The organism is Rhodococcus sp. BP22 (assembly GCF_014281965.1).
Taxonomy (GTDB): domain Bacteria; phylum Actinomycetota; class Actinomycetes; order Mycobacteriales; family Mycobacteriaceae; genus Rhodococcoides.
Genome location: NZ_JACFTB010000004.1, coordinates 261,449 through 277,983 on the forward strand (window position 1 = coordinate 261,449; position 16,535 = coordinate 277,983).

16 protein-coding genes and 1 riboswitch are annotated in these 16,535 nt (G+C 61.2%); of the genes, 10 read left to right on the plus strand and 6 right to left on the minus strand.

Going from position 1 to position 16,535, the window contains the following annotated elements; all coding sequences use genetic code 11:
• Positions 1-224: 224 nt before the first annotated feature.
• The 3 genes from H2510_RS10845 to H2510_RS10855 all read left to right on the plus strand — a co-directional run bounded on the left by H2510_RS10845 (position 225) and on the right by H2510_RS10855 (position 2,628).
• Positions 225-1,304 carry a cytochrome c oxidase subunit II gene (locus tag H2510_RS10845; protein WP_186628494.1) on the plus strand — a complete coding sequence of 360 codons (1,080 nt, stop codon included), beginning with the start codon at positions 225-227 and terminating at the stop codon, positions 1,302-1,304.
• 18 nt (positions 1,305-1,322) lie between these two features.
• Entirely contained in the window at positions 1,323-1,739 is a 417-nt protein-coding gene (locus tag H2510_RS10850; RefSeq protein WP_186628327.1) for a cytochrome c oxidase subunit 4, read from the plus strand.
• A gap of 394 nt (positions 1,740-2,133) precedes the next feature.
• Complete coding sequence (locus tag H2510_RS10855; protein ID WP_186628328.1) at positions 2,134-2,628, plus strand: hypothetical protein; 495 nt, start codon at positions 2,134-2,136, stop codon at positions 2,626-2,628.
• Positions 2,629-2,972: 344 nt separating this feature from the next.
• Here the strand turns inward: H2510_RS10855 and H2510_RS10860 are convergent, their stop codons facing one another.
• From H2510_RS10860 to H2510_RS10875, 4 genes are all read right to left on the minus strand, one after another.
• Positions 2,973-4,715, minus strand: a complete 1,743-nt coding sequence (locus H2510_RS10860; RefSeq protein ID WP_186628329.1) for a cytochrome bc complex cytochrome b subunit — start codon at positions 4,713-4,715, stop codon at positions 2,973-2,975.
• Positions 4,712-5,896, minus strand: a complete 1,185-nt coding sequence (locus H2510_RS10865; protein WP_186628330.1) for a ubiquinol-cytochrome c reductase iron-sulfur subunit — start codon at positions 5,894-5,896, stop codon at positions 4,712-4,714. Before H2510_RS10865 ends, H2510_RS10860 begins: the two co-directional genes overlap by 4 nt.
• Complete coding sequence (locus H2510_RS10870; protein WP_186628331.1) at positions 5,893-6,768, minus strand: c-type cytochrome; 876 nt, start codon at positions 6,766-6,768, stop codon at positions 5,893-5,895. Before H2510_RS10870 ends, H2510_RS10865 begins: the two co-directional genes overlap by 4 nt.
• Before the next feature lie 101 nt (positions 6,769-6,869).
• Entirely contained in the window at positions 6,870-7,481 is a 612-nt protein-coding gene (locus H2510_RS10875) for a heme-copper oxidase subunit III (protein ID WP_136171998.1), read from the minus strand.
• A 151-nt stretch (positions 7,482-7,632) separates the two neighbouring features.
• Here H2510_RS10875 and H2510_RS10880 point away from each other — a divergent pair, with 151 nt between their 5' ends.
• Complete coding sequence (locus H2510_RS10880; protein ID WP_186628332.1) at positions 7,633-8,118, plus strand: hypothetical protein; 486 nt, start codon at positions 7,633-7,635, stop codon at positions 8,116-8,118.
• Between the two features lie 108 nt (positions 8,119-8,226).
• On the plus strand, positions 8,227-9,300 hold the full coding sequence (gene trpD / locus H2510_RS10885) for an anthranilate phosphoribosyltransferase (protein WP_186628333.1): 1,074 nt from the start codon (positions 8,227-8,229) through the stop codon (positions 9,298-9,300).
• Between the two features lie 27 nt (positions 9,301-9,327).
• On the opposite strand, the gene H2510_RS10890 is transcribed toward trpD, so the two are convergent.
• Both H2510_RS10890 and H2510_RS10895 read right to left on the minus strand, forming a co-directional pair.
• Entirely contained in the window at positions 9,328-9,603 is a 276-nt protein-coding gene (locus tag H2510_RS10890; protein WP_084346641.1) for an Lrp/AsnC family transcriptional regulator, read from the minus strand.
• A 53-nt stretch (positions 9,604-9,656) separates the two neighbouring features.
• Positions 9,657-11,387, minus strand: a complete 1,731-nt coding sequence (locus H2510_RS10895) for a DEDD exonuclease domain-containing protein (protein WP_186628334.1) — start codon at positions 11,385-11,387, stop codon at positions 9,657-9,659.
• 193 nt (positions 11,388-11,580) lie between these two features.
• Here H2510_RS10895 and H2510_RS10900 point away from each other — a divergent pair, with 193 nt between their 5' ends.
• The 5 genes from H2510_RS10900 to H2510_RS10920 all read left to right on the plus strand — a co-directional run bounded on the left by H2510_RS10900 (position 11,581) and on the right by H2510_RS10920 (position 16,523).
• Complete coding sequence (locus H2510_RS10900; RefSeq protein WP_261392856.1) at positions 11,581-11,805, plus strand: hypothetical protein; 225 nt, start codon at positions 11,581-11,583, stop codon at positions 11,803-11,805.
• 115 nt (positions 11,806-11,920) lie between these two features.
• Positions 11,921-12,081: riboswitch (cyclic di-AMP (ydaO/yuaA leader) on the plus strand.
• An 18-nt stretch (positions 12,082-12,099) separates the two neighbouring features.
• The gene (locus tag H2510_RS10905; RefSeq protein WP_247598618.1) at positions 12,100-12,657 is read left to right on the plus strand and encodes a C40 family peptidase; all 558 of its coding nucleotides are present in this window, start codon (positions 12,100-12,102) and stop codon (positions 12,655-12,657) included.
• A gap of 341 nt (positions 12,658-12,998) precedes the next feature.
• Positions 12,999-14,060, plus strand: coding sequence for a C40 family peptidase (locus H2510_RS10910; RefSeq protein ID WP_186628337.1), 1,062 nt, complete (start codon positions 12,999-13,001; stop codon positions 14,058-14,060).
• Positions 14,061-14,082: 22 nt separating this feature from the next.
• Positions 14,083-15,384 (plus strand): peptidase MA family metallohydrolase, encoded by a 1,302-nt coding sequence (locus H2510_RS10915; RefSeq protein WP_186628338.1) that lies wholly within the window; start codon positions 14,083-14,085, stop codon positions 15,382-15,384.
• A 14-nt stretch (positions 15,385-15,398) separates the two neighbouring features.
• A complete protein-coding gene (locus tag H2510_RS10920; RefSeq protein WP_186628339.1) occupies positions 15,399-16,523 on the plus strand; it encodes a glycosyltransferase family 4 protein in 1,125 nt (374 codons plus the stop codon).
• Positions 16,524-16,535 lie beyond the last annotated feature (12 nt).

A 16,535-nucleotide genomic window follows, 5' to 3' on the forward strand; every position in this document is an offset into this window, starting at 1 on the left:
AGTCCACTACCTCTTTTCCAATTAGGGATCGGATCAACCGACACTCGCCCGACGGGGGTCGGTAGTCGTAAGGCGAGCGCCCGGTCCGAGTATGCCGCAGACGCGACGCGCTCGAAGGAAGTGACCCAACAGTGGTCTTGCGCCAGCTTTGGTCTACGCTGCGTAGTACTAGGGCATCTCCATGTGGAAGCCCTTATTCTTCAGTGGTGGGCGATCAGGAAGGCGTGAACGTGGCGCAGAGTCGGATCCTTCGGCGAGCCGGGCTGACAACAGTTCTTGGCTTAGCCGCTGTGCTCTTGTCGGGGTGTTCCATCGACAGTGAAGTCTTGCGCTTCGGTTTTCCGTCGGGCATCACTCCTCAGAGCACACGTATTCGTGAATTGTGGACTTGGTCCGTGGTCGCGGCGCTTGTCATGGGCATCATTGTCTGGGCATTGATCTTTTGGGTGGTCATCTTCCACCGTAAGAAGAAGGACTCTCCGGAGTTCCCTCGGCAGACGGCGTACAACGTGCCATTGGAGCTGTTCTACACAGCCGTGCCGTTCGTCATCATCGCCGTGCTCTTCTACTTCACCGTGGTCGTGCAGAACTACGTCGGTGACAAGCAGTCGGATCCCGACGTCACCGTCGACGTGACCGCATTCCAGTGGAACTGGAAGTTCGGATACCAGACCATCGACCTCAAGGACGGCGTCGTCAAGTACGAGGGTACCGACCTCGAGTCGCAGGCGGCCGCGGAAGCTGCAGCCTCCCCGCCCGAGGGCGAAGCCCAAGGCAGCGAAGACGGCGAGATCGTTCCGGGAGCCATCCACGGTGTGAGCCCGCAGGATCTGTCGTACCTGCACTACAACAAGATCGAGACAGTCGGCACCAGCGACGAGATCCCTGTTCTCGTGCTTCCGACCGGCAAGCGTATCGAATTCGTATTGGCCTCGTCCGATGTCATTCACGGCTTCTGGGTCCCCGAGTTCCTGTTCAAGCGCGACGTGATGCCGAACCCGAAGGAAAACCACTCCGATAACGTCTTCCAGATCTCGGAGATCGAACGAGAAGGATCCTTCGTCGGTCGATGCACCGAAATGTGCGGCACCTACCACGCCATGATGAACTTCGAAGTCCGTGCGGTATCCCCGGACGACTTCCAGCAGTACATCGAGTCGCGTAAGCCGAAGAGCGAAGGCGGTAAGGCTTTGACGAACGCGCAGGCGCTGGAGGCAATCGGGCAGTCACCGGTCTCCACCAGCACCATCCCGTTCACTACCGACCGTACGCAGAAGTCTGAATCCGTTGCCGACGGCAAGTGACCAAGGAAGAATGCTGATATGAAAATCGAAGCCAAGATCTTTGAGATCCTGACTGTCTTCTTCCTTCTCGTCGGGATTGTGTACGCGGTCTTCACCGGGTTCTCCCGCACCGGCGTCGAGTGGGCAGGTGTCACCGCAATTGCTCTGTCGTTCGGCCTGACCCTCATCATCGGTACGTACTTCCGATTCGTCGCTCGACGCTTGGACACACGTCCGGAGGACTTCGACGACGCGGAGATCAGCGACGGCGCCGGCGACTTGGGCTTCTTCAGCCCGGGTAGTTTCTGGCCGATCGTCCTTGCAGGCGCTGCAGCAGTCACGGCCGTCGGCTTTGCGTTTTTTATTGCGTGGCTCATGGCGTTGGGCGTCGCACTGGTTATCGCCGCAGCGGCCGGACTGGTATTCGAGTACCACATCGGACCAGAGAAGCACTGACCAGTATTTAGTCACTCACGCGACTCCAGCCAAGGCGCTGATCGTCCCTACCGGGGCGGTCGGCGCCTTGCTTTGTGTCGACCCACAGACGAATCTGGTGCGTGGTTCCGGTGAATACGAGGGACGCCACCCAGCGGCTCGTCCGCCAGTCGGCGAAACACTGTAGTACGAAGCCCTGTTATACGAAGCTCGCCAGCTTGATGAGCCCCACCGCACTCCGTCAAGTCTGCGAGATCATTCATTGCGGCGCCGGGCCCGGGTGTTCCTACCGTCCTGTCACGAGTAAGGCGAGCGACCCCCCGGTTCGGGCGGATATTCAGGCATCGACGTCGACGGAGGTGTGCTGGTCCGCGGGGCCGGGATTCTGTCGGAGTTGCTGGCTAGGTTGTCTGCCATGACAGAGACCACAGACAACGACACCGGACCGGATGAGACGATGACGGCTATCGCCGTGGCGATGCAGACCGCGGGAGTGGTCGAGCAGCGCGACCGGCTTGTCGCGCTGTGGGAGCGCGTCGGTGCCGGCGGGGACCCGTTGCATCGCTGCACGATCGGCCACTACGTGGCCGACTTGTGCGAAGACGCCGCTGAGGCGCTGACCTGGGATATCCGTGCGTTGGATGCCGCGGTTATGTTGACCGACGAACGCGTCAAGGCGCACCATGCGTCGTTGAGTGTGGCCGGGTTCTATCCCTCACTGCACCTCAGTGTGGCCGATAACTATCGCCGGCTCAGTTCGTTTGCCGCTGCCGCTCTGCACTTGGAGGAGGCGAAGCGTCGGCTGGGCGTGCTGCCCGACGACGGCTACGGCCGGACCGTGAGGGATGGTATCGACCACTTCGCGGCTGCCTTGGTCACTGGTTCGACCGAACGGTTGCCGAGTCACTGACTACCTCTAGCATCGAAGTGACTCGAACAGGGTGTAGTCGGCGCTCGAGCAGCTGGAGCAACGACGGCGGGTGCGCGGTATAGCTTCCTGGCTTTGCAGCGTTTCGTCGAGCACATCGCGGCGGCGCAGGGTGAGGCAGATGAGTGCGGCGTTGCAGTTTTCAGAACCCGATAACGCCGTGGGAACTCGATGTTTCGGGTGTGCAGATGGATCTACGCCCGGCGGGGGAGGGGAGGGGTGCGTCTGATCAGGTCTGCACGGACTTGCGACTTGCACACCGGTATATGACGCGAAAAAGGGCGGCACCCGATGGGTGCCGCCCTTTTAATATTCGTCGAGAACCCTTAGGTCTCGCTCTCACTGTCTTCGCGGTCTACAGCATGTTTCGCGGAACTGTTGCCGTTTCCGTTGGCATGACCGTTCGAATGACCGTTGGTTCCGTTGCCGTTGGTTCCATTGCCGTTCGAATGACCATTGAGCTGGAGCTGATAGTTCTTCAGCATGTTCAGCTGCTCGACCTCGCCGTGGTGGAGAGCTTCTTCCAGAGCCTTGCTCTCGGCAACCGGATCTGGTCGGAACAGTGAACCTGATCCTGGCTTTCCAGCAGAGCCGAGCTTGTTCATCTTCTTCGGAATTGCTGCACCCTGGTACTCGAGCGGAATCGGGTGTCCGTGGCTGTCGACCGGTCCGAGTGGCTGGTGAACCTCGACGTACTGGCCATGAGGCAGACGCTTGATGATGCCGGTCTCGATGCCGTGATCGAGAACAGTGCGGTCACTGCGCTGCAGCCCGATGCAGAACCGGTATGCAACGAAGTAAGCGATCGGAGGCAGGATCAGCATCCCAATTCGCCCGATCCACGTCATCGCGTTGAGCGAGATGTCGAACTTGTAAGCGATGATGTCGTTGACGCACGAGATGGTCAGAACGAGATAGAACGCCAGGACCATCGCGCCGATCGCAGTACGGACCGGCACGTCGCGCGGACGCTGAAGCAGGTTGTGGTGTGCCCGATCGCCGGTGAGACGCTTTTCGATCCACGGATACATGATCATCACAGTGAAGACCAGACCCATGATCAGCGCGACAGCGAAGACTGCGGGAATCGTGTAGCGGCCTGCAATGTAGATGTCCCACGCGGGCCATAGTCGTGCCAAGCCGTCTGTCCACATCATGTAGAAGTCGGGCTGAGAGCCGGCCGAGACCTGAGATGGGTTGTACGGTCCGATATTCCAGACCGGGTTCACCTGGACGAGGCCACCCATGAGTGCAAGTACACCGAACGTGACGGCGAAGAACGCACCGGACTTGACGGCGAAGACCGGCAGGATCCGGACGCCGACGACGTTGGTCTCGGTACGGCCGGGTCCGGGGAACTGCGTGTGCTTCTGGTACCAGACGAGAGCCAGGTGAGCTGCGATCAGCGCCAAGATGATGGCGGGGAGCAACAGAACGTGCGCTACATACAGGCGAGGAATGATGATCGTGCCGGGGAAGTCTCCGTCGAACACCAACCAGTGCAACCACGTTCCGATGACAGGGACACTCATCGAAATACCGGAGAACGCGGCACGAAGGCCGGTGCCGGACAACAGGTCGTCGGGAAGCGTGTAACCGAAGAAGCCCTCGAACATCGCCAAGATGAGAAGCAAGCAGCCGATGACCCAGTTGGCCTCACGCGGCCTGCGGAACGCACCGGTGAAGAAGATGCGCATCATGTGAACGATGATCGAAGCTGCGAACATCAGTGCTGCCCAGTGGTGAATCTGCCGCATGAACAGACCGCCGCGGACCTCGAACGAGATGTTCAACGCTGTTTCGTATGCCCGAGACATCGTGACGCCACGGAGCGGCTCGTAGATGCCGTTGTACTCGACCTCGCTCATCGACGGGTCGAAGAACAACGTCAAGAACGTGCCCGAGATCAACAGGATCACGAAGCTGTAGAGCGCGATCTCGCCGAGAAGGAATGACCAGTGAGTCGGAAAGACTTTGTTGATCTGACGACGTATGCCCGGTGCCAGGTGGTAACGACTGTCGACGTCGTCGGCCTGCTTGGCAGCGAGGGCTTGCAGTGAAGGACTCATGAATCAGTCTCCGGTCTACGCTCCCAGAAGGCGGGTCCGAGGGCTTCGATGTAATCCCCGTCCGCTACTAAGAAACCTTCTTCGTTAACGGTGATTGGCAGCTGCGGCAGAGCGCGAGCAGCCGGTCCGAAGATCGGCTTGGCATACTCGAGTGCGTCGAACTGCGACTGGTGGCACGGGCACAGAATCCGATTGGTCTGCTGCTCGTACAGCGACGTCGGGCAACCCAGGTGGGTACAGATCTTCGAGTAGGCGAAGTAATCGCCGTAGTTGAAGCTTTCCTGGTTCTTGCGCTTGATGACCTTGGCCGTGTCCTCGGAGCGGAGACGGATAAGCATGGTCGCGTTGCGGATTCCACGAAGCGATTTGAGCAAGGCGTGATCGTCATCGCGGTCGGCCTCACGGAACGGAAATACTGTCTCCATGGCTCCGGCATCCATATCCTCTGGGCGGACCAGAACGACGTCATGAGGACGACCGGTATCGCGCCGAAGGTAAATCGTTTCTCCAGGGTAGCGCGGAGTCCAACCGGACACCCATAGAGGAGATTTGTCACCCTCGGCCCACGGGTTCTTGACCAGGCCACCGAGGGGAAGAATGGCCATGATTCCGAGCGCGCCGCCGCCGAAGAACAACGAGCGCTTGATCACCTTGCGTCGACCGATGGTCGACGTATCGAGCGAATCACTCAGCTGGGCAACGACAGTCTGTCGATCCACCTCGGAAGAAGATCCGTCGTGGCGATCCTGAATAGACACCTCTTCAGGAATGAACTTCTTGGTGAACTGGACCGCACCGACACCTACACCGAGGATCGCGAGACCCATGGTCAGTCCGATCAGCGGGGTGTAGAGCGTGTACTTCCAGTAGCTCTCTTCACCGAGTCCGGCATATTCCCAAGGCCAGAACAGATAGATCGCGATAAAAGCGACAGCAGAAACGCCCGAAAGCGCAAACCAGAACGCAACATTGCGTTCAGCGCGCTTCTCGGCGCGTGTGCCCTGTACTGCCCAACGATCTCTACGGAATGCAACATCGACGTGGTCGAGATTGGTACCCAGCGTCACCAGCTGGTCACGCGTCATTCCGGCGAGTTCCTCGTCGGTGTACTTCTTGTTCACGTCCACTTTGTTCCCGCCGGTCTGCCCGGCGTCCGCGCGTCCGGAATCACCGTCACTCATGACCTTGCTCCGATCCACAACGTTGCGCCGACGACGGCACCGATTCCGATGATCCAGATTGCCAGTGCCTCGGTACCCGGGCCGAAGCCGCCGAGTCCCCAGCCACCTGGCGCAGTCGTATCCTGCGCTGACTTCACGTAAGAGATGATGTCGATCTTTTCTTCTTGCGTCAGTTGACGGTCCGAGAACTTAGGCATGTTCTGCGGGCCCGTGACCATGGCCGTGTAGATCTCCTGCTCAGAAGCTGGTCCGAGGGAAGGTGCGTACTTGCCCGAGGACAAAGCGCCGCCCTGACCGGTGAAGTTGTGGCACGACGCGCAGTTGAGCCGGAATAGCTCGCTGCCGCGGGCAATATCACCGCCGGAAAGCGAAGACTGTGCTACTTCACCGTTGCTGTCGAGGAGCAGGGTGGGGCCGCCACCGTTGGCCTGGATATATGAGCCCAGCGCGTCGATCTGCTTGTCGTCGAACTTTGCCGGCTTGCGTTCAGCCTGCGCTTCGTTGCGAACCGCTGGCATCCGACCTGTCGATACCTGGAAGTAGACAGCGGCTTCGCCGACACCGATCAGGCTGGGTCCACGGTCCTGAACACCCTGCAGGTTCACTCCGTGGCAGGTGACACAGGACGTGTCGTACAACTGCTTACCTTCGCGGATCAATGCGGCTGAATCCTGATCGGCCGTCGCCACCTGTGGGGTGGGAGTCAAAGCCGACGCAAGAAAGCCCGCGCTGATGAGACCCATCATGAGTACTACTGCGCCTGTCACACGGCGGCGAACCTTGCGCTGCCGCCGACTCTTCACTGCTGAAGGAGAACCGGCTGACGTCGTATCTGTGTTGTCGCCGGGTGATGCTGGGGGAGATGAGCTCATCTTCTATCCCTTGTCGTGTCGGGACGGACTGAACGCCTGGGGCTGATTCCCGACGTTCATTGTTGTCGACGAAATCGAAACACTTGCTTCAACGATATTCATCAGCGGATGAAGTAGATGGTGGCGAACAGCGCAATCCAGACGATGTCGACGAAGTGCCAGTAGTACGACACGACGATCGCAGCTGTTGCCTGAGCGGGCGTGAACTTACTGACCAGCGTTCGCGTGATCAGGAATACGAAGGCGATGAGTCCACCGATCACATGGAGGCCATGGAATCCGGTCGTTATGTAGAAGACCGAGCCATAGACGCTCGAAGAGATCGTGGTGCCCTCTTCCACCAGGTGGTAGTACTCGTATCCCTGGCCGGCGACGAACAACGTCCCCATGATCAACGTGATGATGTACCAGCGTCGCAGTCCGAAGACGTCACCACGCTCAGCGGCGAATACGCCTAGCTGGCAGGTGAAGGAGGACGCGATCAGAACGGTTGTCACCGGTACCGCGAGACCGAGGTTCAGCTCGGTCGGTTCCGGTGGCCAGATGCCGTTTGCCTGCGCCCTCGCGACGAAGTACATCGCAAAAAGTCCAGCGAAAAACATTAGTTCGCTCGACAACCACACTATGGTGCCGACGCTGACCATATTAGGACGGTTCAGCGAGTGCACGCGTTGGGTGATTGCCGATCCTTGTGTCCCTACAGCGCTCGTCACAAAGAGAAGTATGACTGCCCGTAGTACCGATTGCCTACCCGGGTCCTGTGTTGGCGCGTCGCGACCATCGGCGCAGGCTCTTTCCCCAGTAGAGGCGCTGGTCGGCGGCACCGGTCACGCTCAGGTGAGGGCGTCGTGGAAGGGTTGCCTCATGTCAACGAACGGTAAGACGGGTTGGTTCCGACGGTGGTTTTCTCGGGCTCGGTCGATCCCACTCGACCCCGCCAGAACCGATTTGCTCGTCGTGGCATCTTCCTTCGACGACGCCGAGCCATGTTCTGCGGCGTTGGAACGCGGTACACAACAGAATGCCTGGGTGGAGGACGAGGAAATCGTCCTTCGGCACCACCTGATGCTGCCGCCGGACACGATCGACGACGCGGCGGCGATCGCTGCCCAAGACGGGTACGAGCGGGCCCCCGGCTCGATGACGATGGAGTCGCCCGAGATCAACGGCTACCAGCCCGCCGTCTATGGAGGCGTTCCGATCATCCTGCAGCGCGTACAAGTGCTGGACGCGCTGCATTGCTCACAAGAGCGTTCTCGCATGGCTGGGCTCGCGCAACGCCGCGGTGGAATCGTGCTGGGCTGGGACGCCTTACAGCCTGCTTCCGACGCAGGCCGTGTCGCTGACTAAGCTTTCGCCACATTACGACCTATGACGTAGTGCAACCGCGTCTTAGGTTCGGTCGGGCCACACCGGTGCCGAAGATACGGCCGTCAGTTCAGGAAGGCACGGGAAAAGATGACCGCACCGATCAACGACGAGTCGAGCAGGACCTGGAAGAGCATTCTGGGGGCCTTGACGTCGTGGGTCGATTTGTCGAGTGCCGATACGGCCTGGGCGATGGACGAGATCATGTCCGACCACGCCACTGCCGCGCAGATTGCCGCCTTCGGGGTGGCCCTCAAGATGAAGGGGCCCACTCCTGCGGAGGTGGGAGGACTCGCCGACTCGATGCTCGCGCATGCTTCCCTCGTCGACAGTGAACCGAATTCGGTGGACGTCGTCGGTACCGGTGGCGACGGCGCAGACACGGTGAACATCTCGACTATGGCCGCGATCGTGGCGGCGGCAGCTGGTGCTCCAGTGGTCAAGCATGGGAATCGAGCGGCATCGTCACAGAGCGGTACGACCGATGTTCTGGAAGCACTGGGAGTCAAGTTCGGTCTGGGACCGAGTGGAGTTGCCGAAAGCGTTCGCGATGTCGGTATCGGGTTCTGTTTCGCCCCGGTATTTCATCCCGCCCTGCGATTCGCGGGCCCGCCGCGCAAAGAGATCGGCATTCCGACGGTTTTCAATATCCTCGGCCCACTCACCAATCCCGGTCGGCCACGATCAGGGTTGATCGGGTGCGCATTCGAGGCACTGGTGCCGGTTGTCGCGGGGGTGTTCGCCGGCCGTGGCACGAGCGCTCTCGTGGTTCGAGGTGACGACGGCCTCGACGAGATAACGATGTCCACCACTACCAGCGTGCACGTCGTCTCCGGAGGCACGGTCACTGCAACGACGATCGATCCGAAGGACTTCGGGTTCGACTACGTACCGCTGTCGGCGCTCAAAGGCGGTGACGCCGCGTTCAACGCGAAAGTGGTGCACGCTGTTCTAGCCGGAGAGACCGGCCCGGTGCGCGACGCAGTTCTATTGAACGCGGCGGCCGCGCTGACTGCTTATGCCGGAATATCCGAAGGAATCGATGCCGGCGACATCATCGGTGCTCTCTCTGCAGGGTTGTTGCGCGCAACGAAGGCAGTCGACTCCGGTGCGGCAGCCACACTGCTGGCTCGATGGGTGAGCCGGTCGAACGAGCTGGATTGATCCGACCGGCTTCGGCGCGGAAGTGCTTTACTCTCCGATCGAAAACCCGGCGTCGATATCGGCGCTCGAATACGACTGGAACGCAATGTGCGTCGCGGTATTCAGGACGCCGGCCACCTTGTTGATCCGTTGTGTCACAACCTCGGCGATCTGCTGATGATCGCGGACCTTGACGATGGCGATCAGGTCGACATCTCCGGCGCACGAATAGACCTCGGACACACCGTCGACGTCCGCCACTGCTTGCGCGGTCTCGGGGATGGCGCTTGCCTCGGCGTCGATCATGACAATGGCGTGGATCATGGGTCTCCCTCATTCGATGCGCGAACACGCGTACGTTGCGACTCCCCGCGAGCTTAGAGGGCGTACCGGTCGGAGAACGGCGACGCGCTGTACTCGTGGCGGGATGCGGCGCGAGAAATGCTGCACCATTTTTTCCACGCCCCCGCGCCGTATGCCGGTTCGGCGTACCCGTCGGTGGTCCTCACTATGCGGACGCCCTCGGAGTCCAGCCACCGGGCAATGAGACCTACCTCCTCTGGCGATGCGCCGCGCAGCGGAGTGGTGTCCGGGATGACGGTCTCGGCGGCGGCGGTGATGGCCTCCACGGCCGGCATCGGGTGTACGCGACGCGCAGTGGTAGCCGCCCCCGCCAGCCGACCGTTGCGAATCACTGCGAGTTCCCACCCTCCGTCCGTAGTTTTCCTGGCGGCCACGAGTTCGGTGATGGCTGCGATCGCGGCGAGACGGTGCATTCTTCGGACCATGTCGGCGAGAACGGTGAGTCGATCACGCAGACGGGCTGCCGATTCGAAAAGCTCGGCGTCGGCGAGTTGTGTGACCCGTACTCGCGCCGCATCCAACATGGAGTTGTCGACGCCGTCGATCAAAGCGTGGAATCGCGCGGGATAAACCGAGTAGTCGTCGGGCGAGAGCACACCTGCCGTCGCCGCCGCGCAACCGCCCACCGCGGTCGGTAGGCAATTCTGTCCGTGTGTGCCGGTGCGCGGGATGCGATTGGAGCAGGTGCGAATCGAACCGAATTCGGAGATGAGCGCCGCGGCGTCCGCGGCATCACTTCGCGCTGTGAAGGGCCCGAGTGAGTTGGTCGTCGGTGTCCTGACGACGGAAAGCCGTGGAAACGCTTCGACTGTCGTGGTGATCCACCATCCTTTTTTGGGGAACTTCGATCGGCGGTTGTACGGCGGGATGTGCGCGCTCAACAACCGGAGTTCGCGTACACCTGCTTCGAGACCGTGAGCACACTCGACGTAGTCGACATCGACAGCAAGGCCGACCATCTCCTTCATCCGGCCGCGAGTTTCCGAACCGGTGAAGTAGTTCCGGACTCGACGTTGCAGATTGGTCGAGGTACCGACGTACAGAACCTCCTTGCCCGGACCCTTGAACAGGTATACCCCCGGGGTCCGGGGGAGGTGGGCGGCGAGGGATCGCTTCGCGCGCTGTCCGGCTGAGACATTTGGGAGATAGTCGACGAGTTCGGCGTAGCTGTGCACACCCTGATTTCCGACACGCTCGATCAGCGCGTGCAGTACATCTACCGTCGCGCGAGCGTCGTCCAAGGCGCGGTGAGTCGGTGTCGTGCCGACGTCGAACAACGATGCGAGTGCCGACAATTTCACTGATGGGGCCTCGTCACGGGTGAGTACACGCCGCGCCAGTTTGACGGTGCACAAAACTTGGAACTTGGGCCAGGCGATGTCCAGTCGGCTGGCGGCGGCCCGGAGAAAACCGGTGTCGAACCCCGCATTGTGGGCGACGAGTACTGCGCCCCGAGCGAATTCCAGGAAGCCGGGAAGTACACGCTCGATGCGCGGTGCGTCGATCAGCATCGCGGAGGTGATTCCGGTCAGTTCGACGATGAAAGGCGGAATCGATCGGCCTGGATCGACGAGTGTGGCGAACTCTCCGATCACCTCACCTCCGCGGACTTTGACCGCCCCGATCTCGGTGATCGCTTCGGTATCGGCGCTGCCGCCCGTCGTCTCCAAATCGACGACCACGAAAGTCGTCTGATGTAACGGGGTGTCCAGTTCATCGAAAGTCAGCTGGATCGGAAGGGTCACAGGACAGGACGGTAGATGGCGGTACCGACATAATCCTGTGTTGCCGTTTTCGTGGAAGGCGTGTCGTACCTTGCCGATAAGTTCGCCCGAAACGAGTCGGAATTTCGGGCTGAAACACAAAAGAGACGAGGATCACATGATTGTGGATTGCAGTGATTGCAGGGTTAGAGACATCGCGTGCGGAGACTGTGTCGTGACCGTCCTTCTGGGGGCTCCGGGAATGGCAGGTTCGGCGGGTGTAGACGTCGGGTCTGCAGCGTCGAAAATAGACATCGACCAGGCGGAACTAGGTGCTATCGGGGTTCTGGCGGAGGTCGGTCTCGTCCCACATTTGCGTTTGGTCGTGGAGAACAACGACGCCCCCCGGACTGCTTCGTTACCGTCCTGTGATTCAAGCGCGGATCTACGTGCGATGTAGTCCGGTTTCCAGATATTCGAGCCTCTTCGGCGCGTCGGGGTCGACACGGAGGGATGCCATTTCGTAACCTTCCTGAGACCTTGCGGAGTCTCGCCAGTCCAGACAGGAGTGGCGTCGCAAGTCACCGCCTAATCGGGCACTCGTCAGAGTGGCCGTACCGGGAACCCGATTTCTACTGGGGTGAATCCCGCCGGATCGCTTTATGCGAACGGTGGGTAGGGCTGATCTTCCCAGCCCGAACCCGTCAGCTAACTCGGTCGGCGGATGAGTGGAAGAAACGGAGCACAACCTCTCGTGGCGTCACATACTTCAACCCGCCAATTGCGTCGAATCCTCGTAGCCGGTGCGATTACTGCCGGCGCGGTCATTTTGCCCGCTGCCCCCGCAATGGCGGCTCCCATCACGATCCCGGGTGTCGGTACGTTCGAAATACCAGAGATCCCGGGCTTGCCCCCGCTGCCGGCCGTCCCCGGACTCCCCGGCGCGCCGGCACCCATAGCTCCCCAGGTCACTCCGGCTGCGAAGGCCGTGCAGGCCGCCGAGTCCAAGGTCGGGTCCCCGTACGTCTACGGTGCATCCGGTCCTGACTCGTTCGATTGCTCCGGTCTGGTGCAGTGGGCATACAAGCAAGCCGGTGTCAGCTTGCCCCGTACGAGCTACGACCAGGCGTCCGCTGGTGTTCCGGTATCCCAGTCCGATCTCCAGCCGGGAGATGTCGTCTCCTTCTACGGTGGATCGCATTCGGGTATCTACGCAGGCGGCGGCAACGTAATCCACGCATCCACCTCAGGTGTTCCCGTCAAGGTTGCACCGGTGTCGTCGATGCCGTTCGACGGAGCTCGTCGATACTGACTCGTGTGATCGGTACGCAAACAGCATCAGGGCCCGGTCGTATCGGCCGCGGACCTGGTGCTGTTTCGTCGTTTCGCCGGGCCGAGGCGTGCGTGTCCGCCCCTCGATCCGGTCCTGGTTGGACACTGGCGTGACGATTCCGTAATCTTTCCAAGTCTTGATGGGACAAATATTCCAGTCGCTCGGATAAATCCGAATTATCCGACGCGATTTCCGACCATTGGCTGATACTCATGGGTAGAGTTTGTTTTCAACCCTGCACTGATGCAGCGATATCGCAGCGAAGGTCCACTGCGTCGTAGCTCCATCGACACACCTGCAAGAACGGAGAGTCACCTTCTGTGGCGACACCGACAGTCAAGAACGTTGCTCGATCCAAACGCAGCGTCCTCGCCGCTGCAGCTTGTGCGCTGTGTCTTCTCGTGGCTCCGGCCGCAACAGCCCAGGCGCAGCCGGGAATAGATAGTGCATCCGATGCGCAGACGCGGTTGGCGGACCTCGCTCGTGAGTCCGAGCAAACGACCGAGGCTTTGCACAACGCGCAAATAGATCTCGATGCCAAGACCGCAGTGCAGCGCGAAGCAGAGTCCGCCGTCGAGGCTCATCAGAGCGCTCTCGCGGTCGCCGAGGCGGCATTGGCCGAGCTGAAGCCCGCCGTGGACAAAGTGGCCAACGTCAACTATCAGGGTGGTCGAACGAACAGGCTGTTCGCCGTGATGGTCAGCGATTCACCCCAGCAACTGTTGGACCAGATGTCGGCCCTCGACATCATTTCTGCGGAGACTTCCAGGCAGGTGGGGCAGTTCAAGCAGGCAACGACCGATGCCGCTGCGGCCGAGGAAGCGTCCCGTAGCGCTGCAGACGCGGCGCGCGCGGCTGCAGATCAAGCCAAAATGGTCAGCGACGATCTGCAGGCCAAGCAGAGCGAACTTCAAGGGCAAACGGCAGAAGTGATGGCGGCGTTCAGCGCGCTGTCCGGCGCCGAACGGAGTGACTACGCAGGCAGTCCGCTACCTCCAGGATTCGACCTGTCGAAGATCATCGCAGGATTGGTTCCGGGATCGGGGTCCGGTGCTCTGCAGGCAGGTTTGACACAGATAGGTAAACCGTACGTGTGGGGCGCTACAGGGCCCGATGGCTTCGACTGCTCAGGGCTGGTCGTGTGGGCCTACAAGCAGGTCGGCAAGACGCTCCCGCGGTCCAGCCAGGCGCAGGCTGCCGGCGGAACCCCAGTCGATCAGAAGAGCCTCCAGCCAGGCGACGTCGTTCTCTTCTATCCGGATGCCTCGCATGTCGGCCTGTATGCCGGTAACGGAAACGTGCTGCATGCTTCGACGTTCGGGGTGCCGGTGAAGGTTCAGTCGATGGCGTCGTTCCCGTTCTACGGTGCGCGCCGGTACTGATAGCTCCAGCTTGGTTCACTCGATGACTGCCCGCCGCTCTTCAACGGCGGCAGTTCTCGTCGGCGCTCTGGTATGGGTGTCGGGATGTACAGCGTCCGGCCCGCTGGTCGAGTCGACGACACCGATGCCCTCGAATCCGTACGAGGACCAGCGCAGGGCGGGCGTCGAACAGCTTCTCGTGGATTGGGCGGATGCGGTCTCCTCCAACGACGATGCTGAACTGGCGGCTCTGGTCGACCCGGCAGCGTCGCCCGAATTCCTGCAATCGCTGATCAGCACCGCATCGAACCTCACGGATGTGCCGCTGTCCGAGTGGGGCTACGAGATCGTGGACGAGCCTGAAACGCCCGTTTCTTCCGAAATTGCCGAACGTGTGGGGGCCGCAGACGTGTGGGCGCCGTCGGTGGTTCTTCGGTATGGCATCGACGGGCCGGATGACCTACCGACCCGCAGACCGATCTCGTTGCTCGTGGCCGAGCGTGACGATAGATGGCGACTGGTGTCCGACACGGACTTACCAGGTATCGACCGACATACCTGGCGGGGACCGTGGGACTTCGGGCCGGTAACGGCCACGCCGATCACGACGGCCGGGGGAACATCGATGGTGCTGGGCAAACGAGAGCAGGACCTGCTCACCTCTCGGCTTTCCACCGAGTTGCCGGCCGCGGTCGAGGCAGTTGCGGACTTCGTGGGTGACGACTGGCCGCGCAAGACGCTGATAGTGACGACAAGTTCCACAGATGAGTTCCTCGCGTCGGCAGGGGGAGTTGCAGGCCCGGACGTGGCGGCTGTGTCCGTCTCTGATGTCGTTGTACCCGGCGATCCGGTGACTGGGCAGCGTGTCGTCTTCTCTCCCTCCGCTGCTGAGCGATTGACCGAGTTCACTACTCGCTCGGTCCTGCGTCACGAACTTACGCACATTGCTGCTCGCGCGAACACCGTCGACGGATCGCCGACATGGATGCTCGAGGGGTTCGCGGATTATTCGGGATACCGCGGATCGGGTGTCGACTTCGCCACGCTGGCTCCGACCCTGAGTCGTGCAGTCGGGGTGGGCGGGCCGCCGACGGTTCTCCCGGCAGACTCGGATTTTTCGGCAGGCGGGCTCCGTTCCACCCTCGCGTATGAATCTGCATGGTCCCTCGCAGCGTTCATCGCTGAGCGATACGGTGAGTCGGTGCTGCGAGATCTTTACGCGCAGTTGGCAACCGGTCCGCAAACAGACGCCGAGATCAGTGCGGGTCTCGAAGCGACTGTCGGGTCGAGAACCGACACATTCATCGCGGACTGGGGGGCTTGGGTTGCGCAGAATGCGAGCTGACCTACGGTAGTGCAATGGGTCGGACGCTCTTGGTAACGAATGACTTTCCCCCGCGTCCCGGAGGTATCCAGTCCTATCTCCAGAGCATCGCGGATAGATTCCCACCCGAAGAGTTGGTGGTATATGCCCCCCGGTGGCGGGGCGATAGTCATCTCGCGTTCGATGCACGCCAGTCGTATGAAGTGGTCCGGCACCCCACGACGCTGATGCTACCGACACCGCTGGTGGCGCGAAGAGCTGCGCGGCTTGTGAAGTCGCACGATTGCGACAGTGTGTGGTTCGGTGCGGCAGCGCCGCTCGCTGTGATGGCTCCAGTGGTCAGACGTGCAGGGGCAGAGACGATCATCGCCAGCACCCATGGACACGAAGTGGGATGGTCGATGATTCCAGGTGGTCGCGGAACGCTGCGAGCGATCGGCAACTCCGTCGACACAGTGACGTACGTAAGCAAGTACACGCGAGGACGGTTCGCGTCGGCCTTCGGTCCACAGGCCGCGCTCGAGCATGTGCCGCCGGGTGTCGACACCGATAAGTTCAAGCCGGATTCCGGCGCGCGAGCAGAACTTCGGGCCCGCTACGGGTTGGGGGATCGACCGACGATTCTGTGTCTGTCGCGCTTGGTACCGCGGAAGGGACAGGATTTTCTCATCCGGTCGATGCAGGGGATCAGAGAAGCGATCGACGGTGCGATTCTGGTTATCGTCGGTGGCGGGCCGTACGAGGGCACCTTACGCGCGCTGGCCCGCAGCTGCGGCGTGGAAGATCACGTGATTTTCACTGGCACAGTCCGTTCGGCGGAGCTGGCCGCGCATCACACGATCGCGGACGTCTTCGCGATGCCGAGCAGAACTCGCGGCTGGGGGCTCGACGTCGAGGGTCTGGGGATCGTCTACCTCGAAGCGTCGGCGTGCGGCGTGCCGGTCGTCGCCGGCATGTCCGGTGGCGCACCGGAGACGGTGCGGCAGAACGAAACCGGACTTGTAGTCGATGGTCGTTCGGTCGACCAGATCACCGAGGCGATCGTCCGAATTCTGTCCGATGCGACGCTCGCCGCATCGATGGGCGCGGCTGGACGTGAGTGGGTCGAAAAGAACTGGCGCTGGGATACTCTCGCGCACAAGCTGCGCAGCCTGCTCTGATCCGCGCCCTGT

Coding starts and splice junctions, on each gene's coding strand:
- H2510_RS10915 (WP_186628338.1), top strand. CDS start 14,083: ATGACTGCCCGCCGCTCTTCAACGGCGGCAGTTCTCGTCGGCGCTCTG.
- H2510_RS10855 (WP_186628328.1), top strand. CDS start 2,134: ATGACAGAGACCACAGACAACGACACCGGACCGGATGAGACGATGACG.
- H2510_RS10860 (WP_186628329.1), bottom strand. CDS start 4,715: ATGAGTCCTTCACTGCAAGCCCTCGCTGCCAAGCAGGCCGACGACGTC.
- H2510_RS10850 (WP_186628327.1), top strand. CDS start 1,323: ATGAAAATCGAAGCCAAGATCTTTGAGATCCTGACTGTCTTCTTCCTT.
- H2510_RS10880 (WP_186628332.1), top strand. CDS start 7,633: ATGTCAACGAACGGTAAGACGGGTTGGTTCCGACGGTGGTTTTCTCGG.
- H2510_RS10890 (WP_084346641.1), bottom strand. CDS start 9,603: ATGATCCACGCCATTGTCATGATCGACGCCGAGGCAAGCGCCATCCCC.
- H2510_RS10920 (WP_186628339.1), top strand. CDS start 15,399: ATGGGTCGGACGCTCTTGGTAACGAATGACTTTCCCCCGCGTCCCGGA.
- trpD (WP_186628333.1), top strand. CDS start 8,227: ATGACCGCACCGATCAACGACGAGTCGAGCAGGACCTGGAAGAGCATT.
- H2510_RS10870 (WP_186628331.1), bottom strand. CDS start 6,768: ATGAGCTCATCTCCCCCAGCATCACCCGGCGACAACACAGATACGACG.
- H2510_RS10865 (WP_186628330.1), bottom strand. CDS start 5,896: ATGAGTGACGGTGATTCCGGACGCGCGGACGCCGGGCAGACCGGCGGG.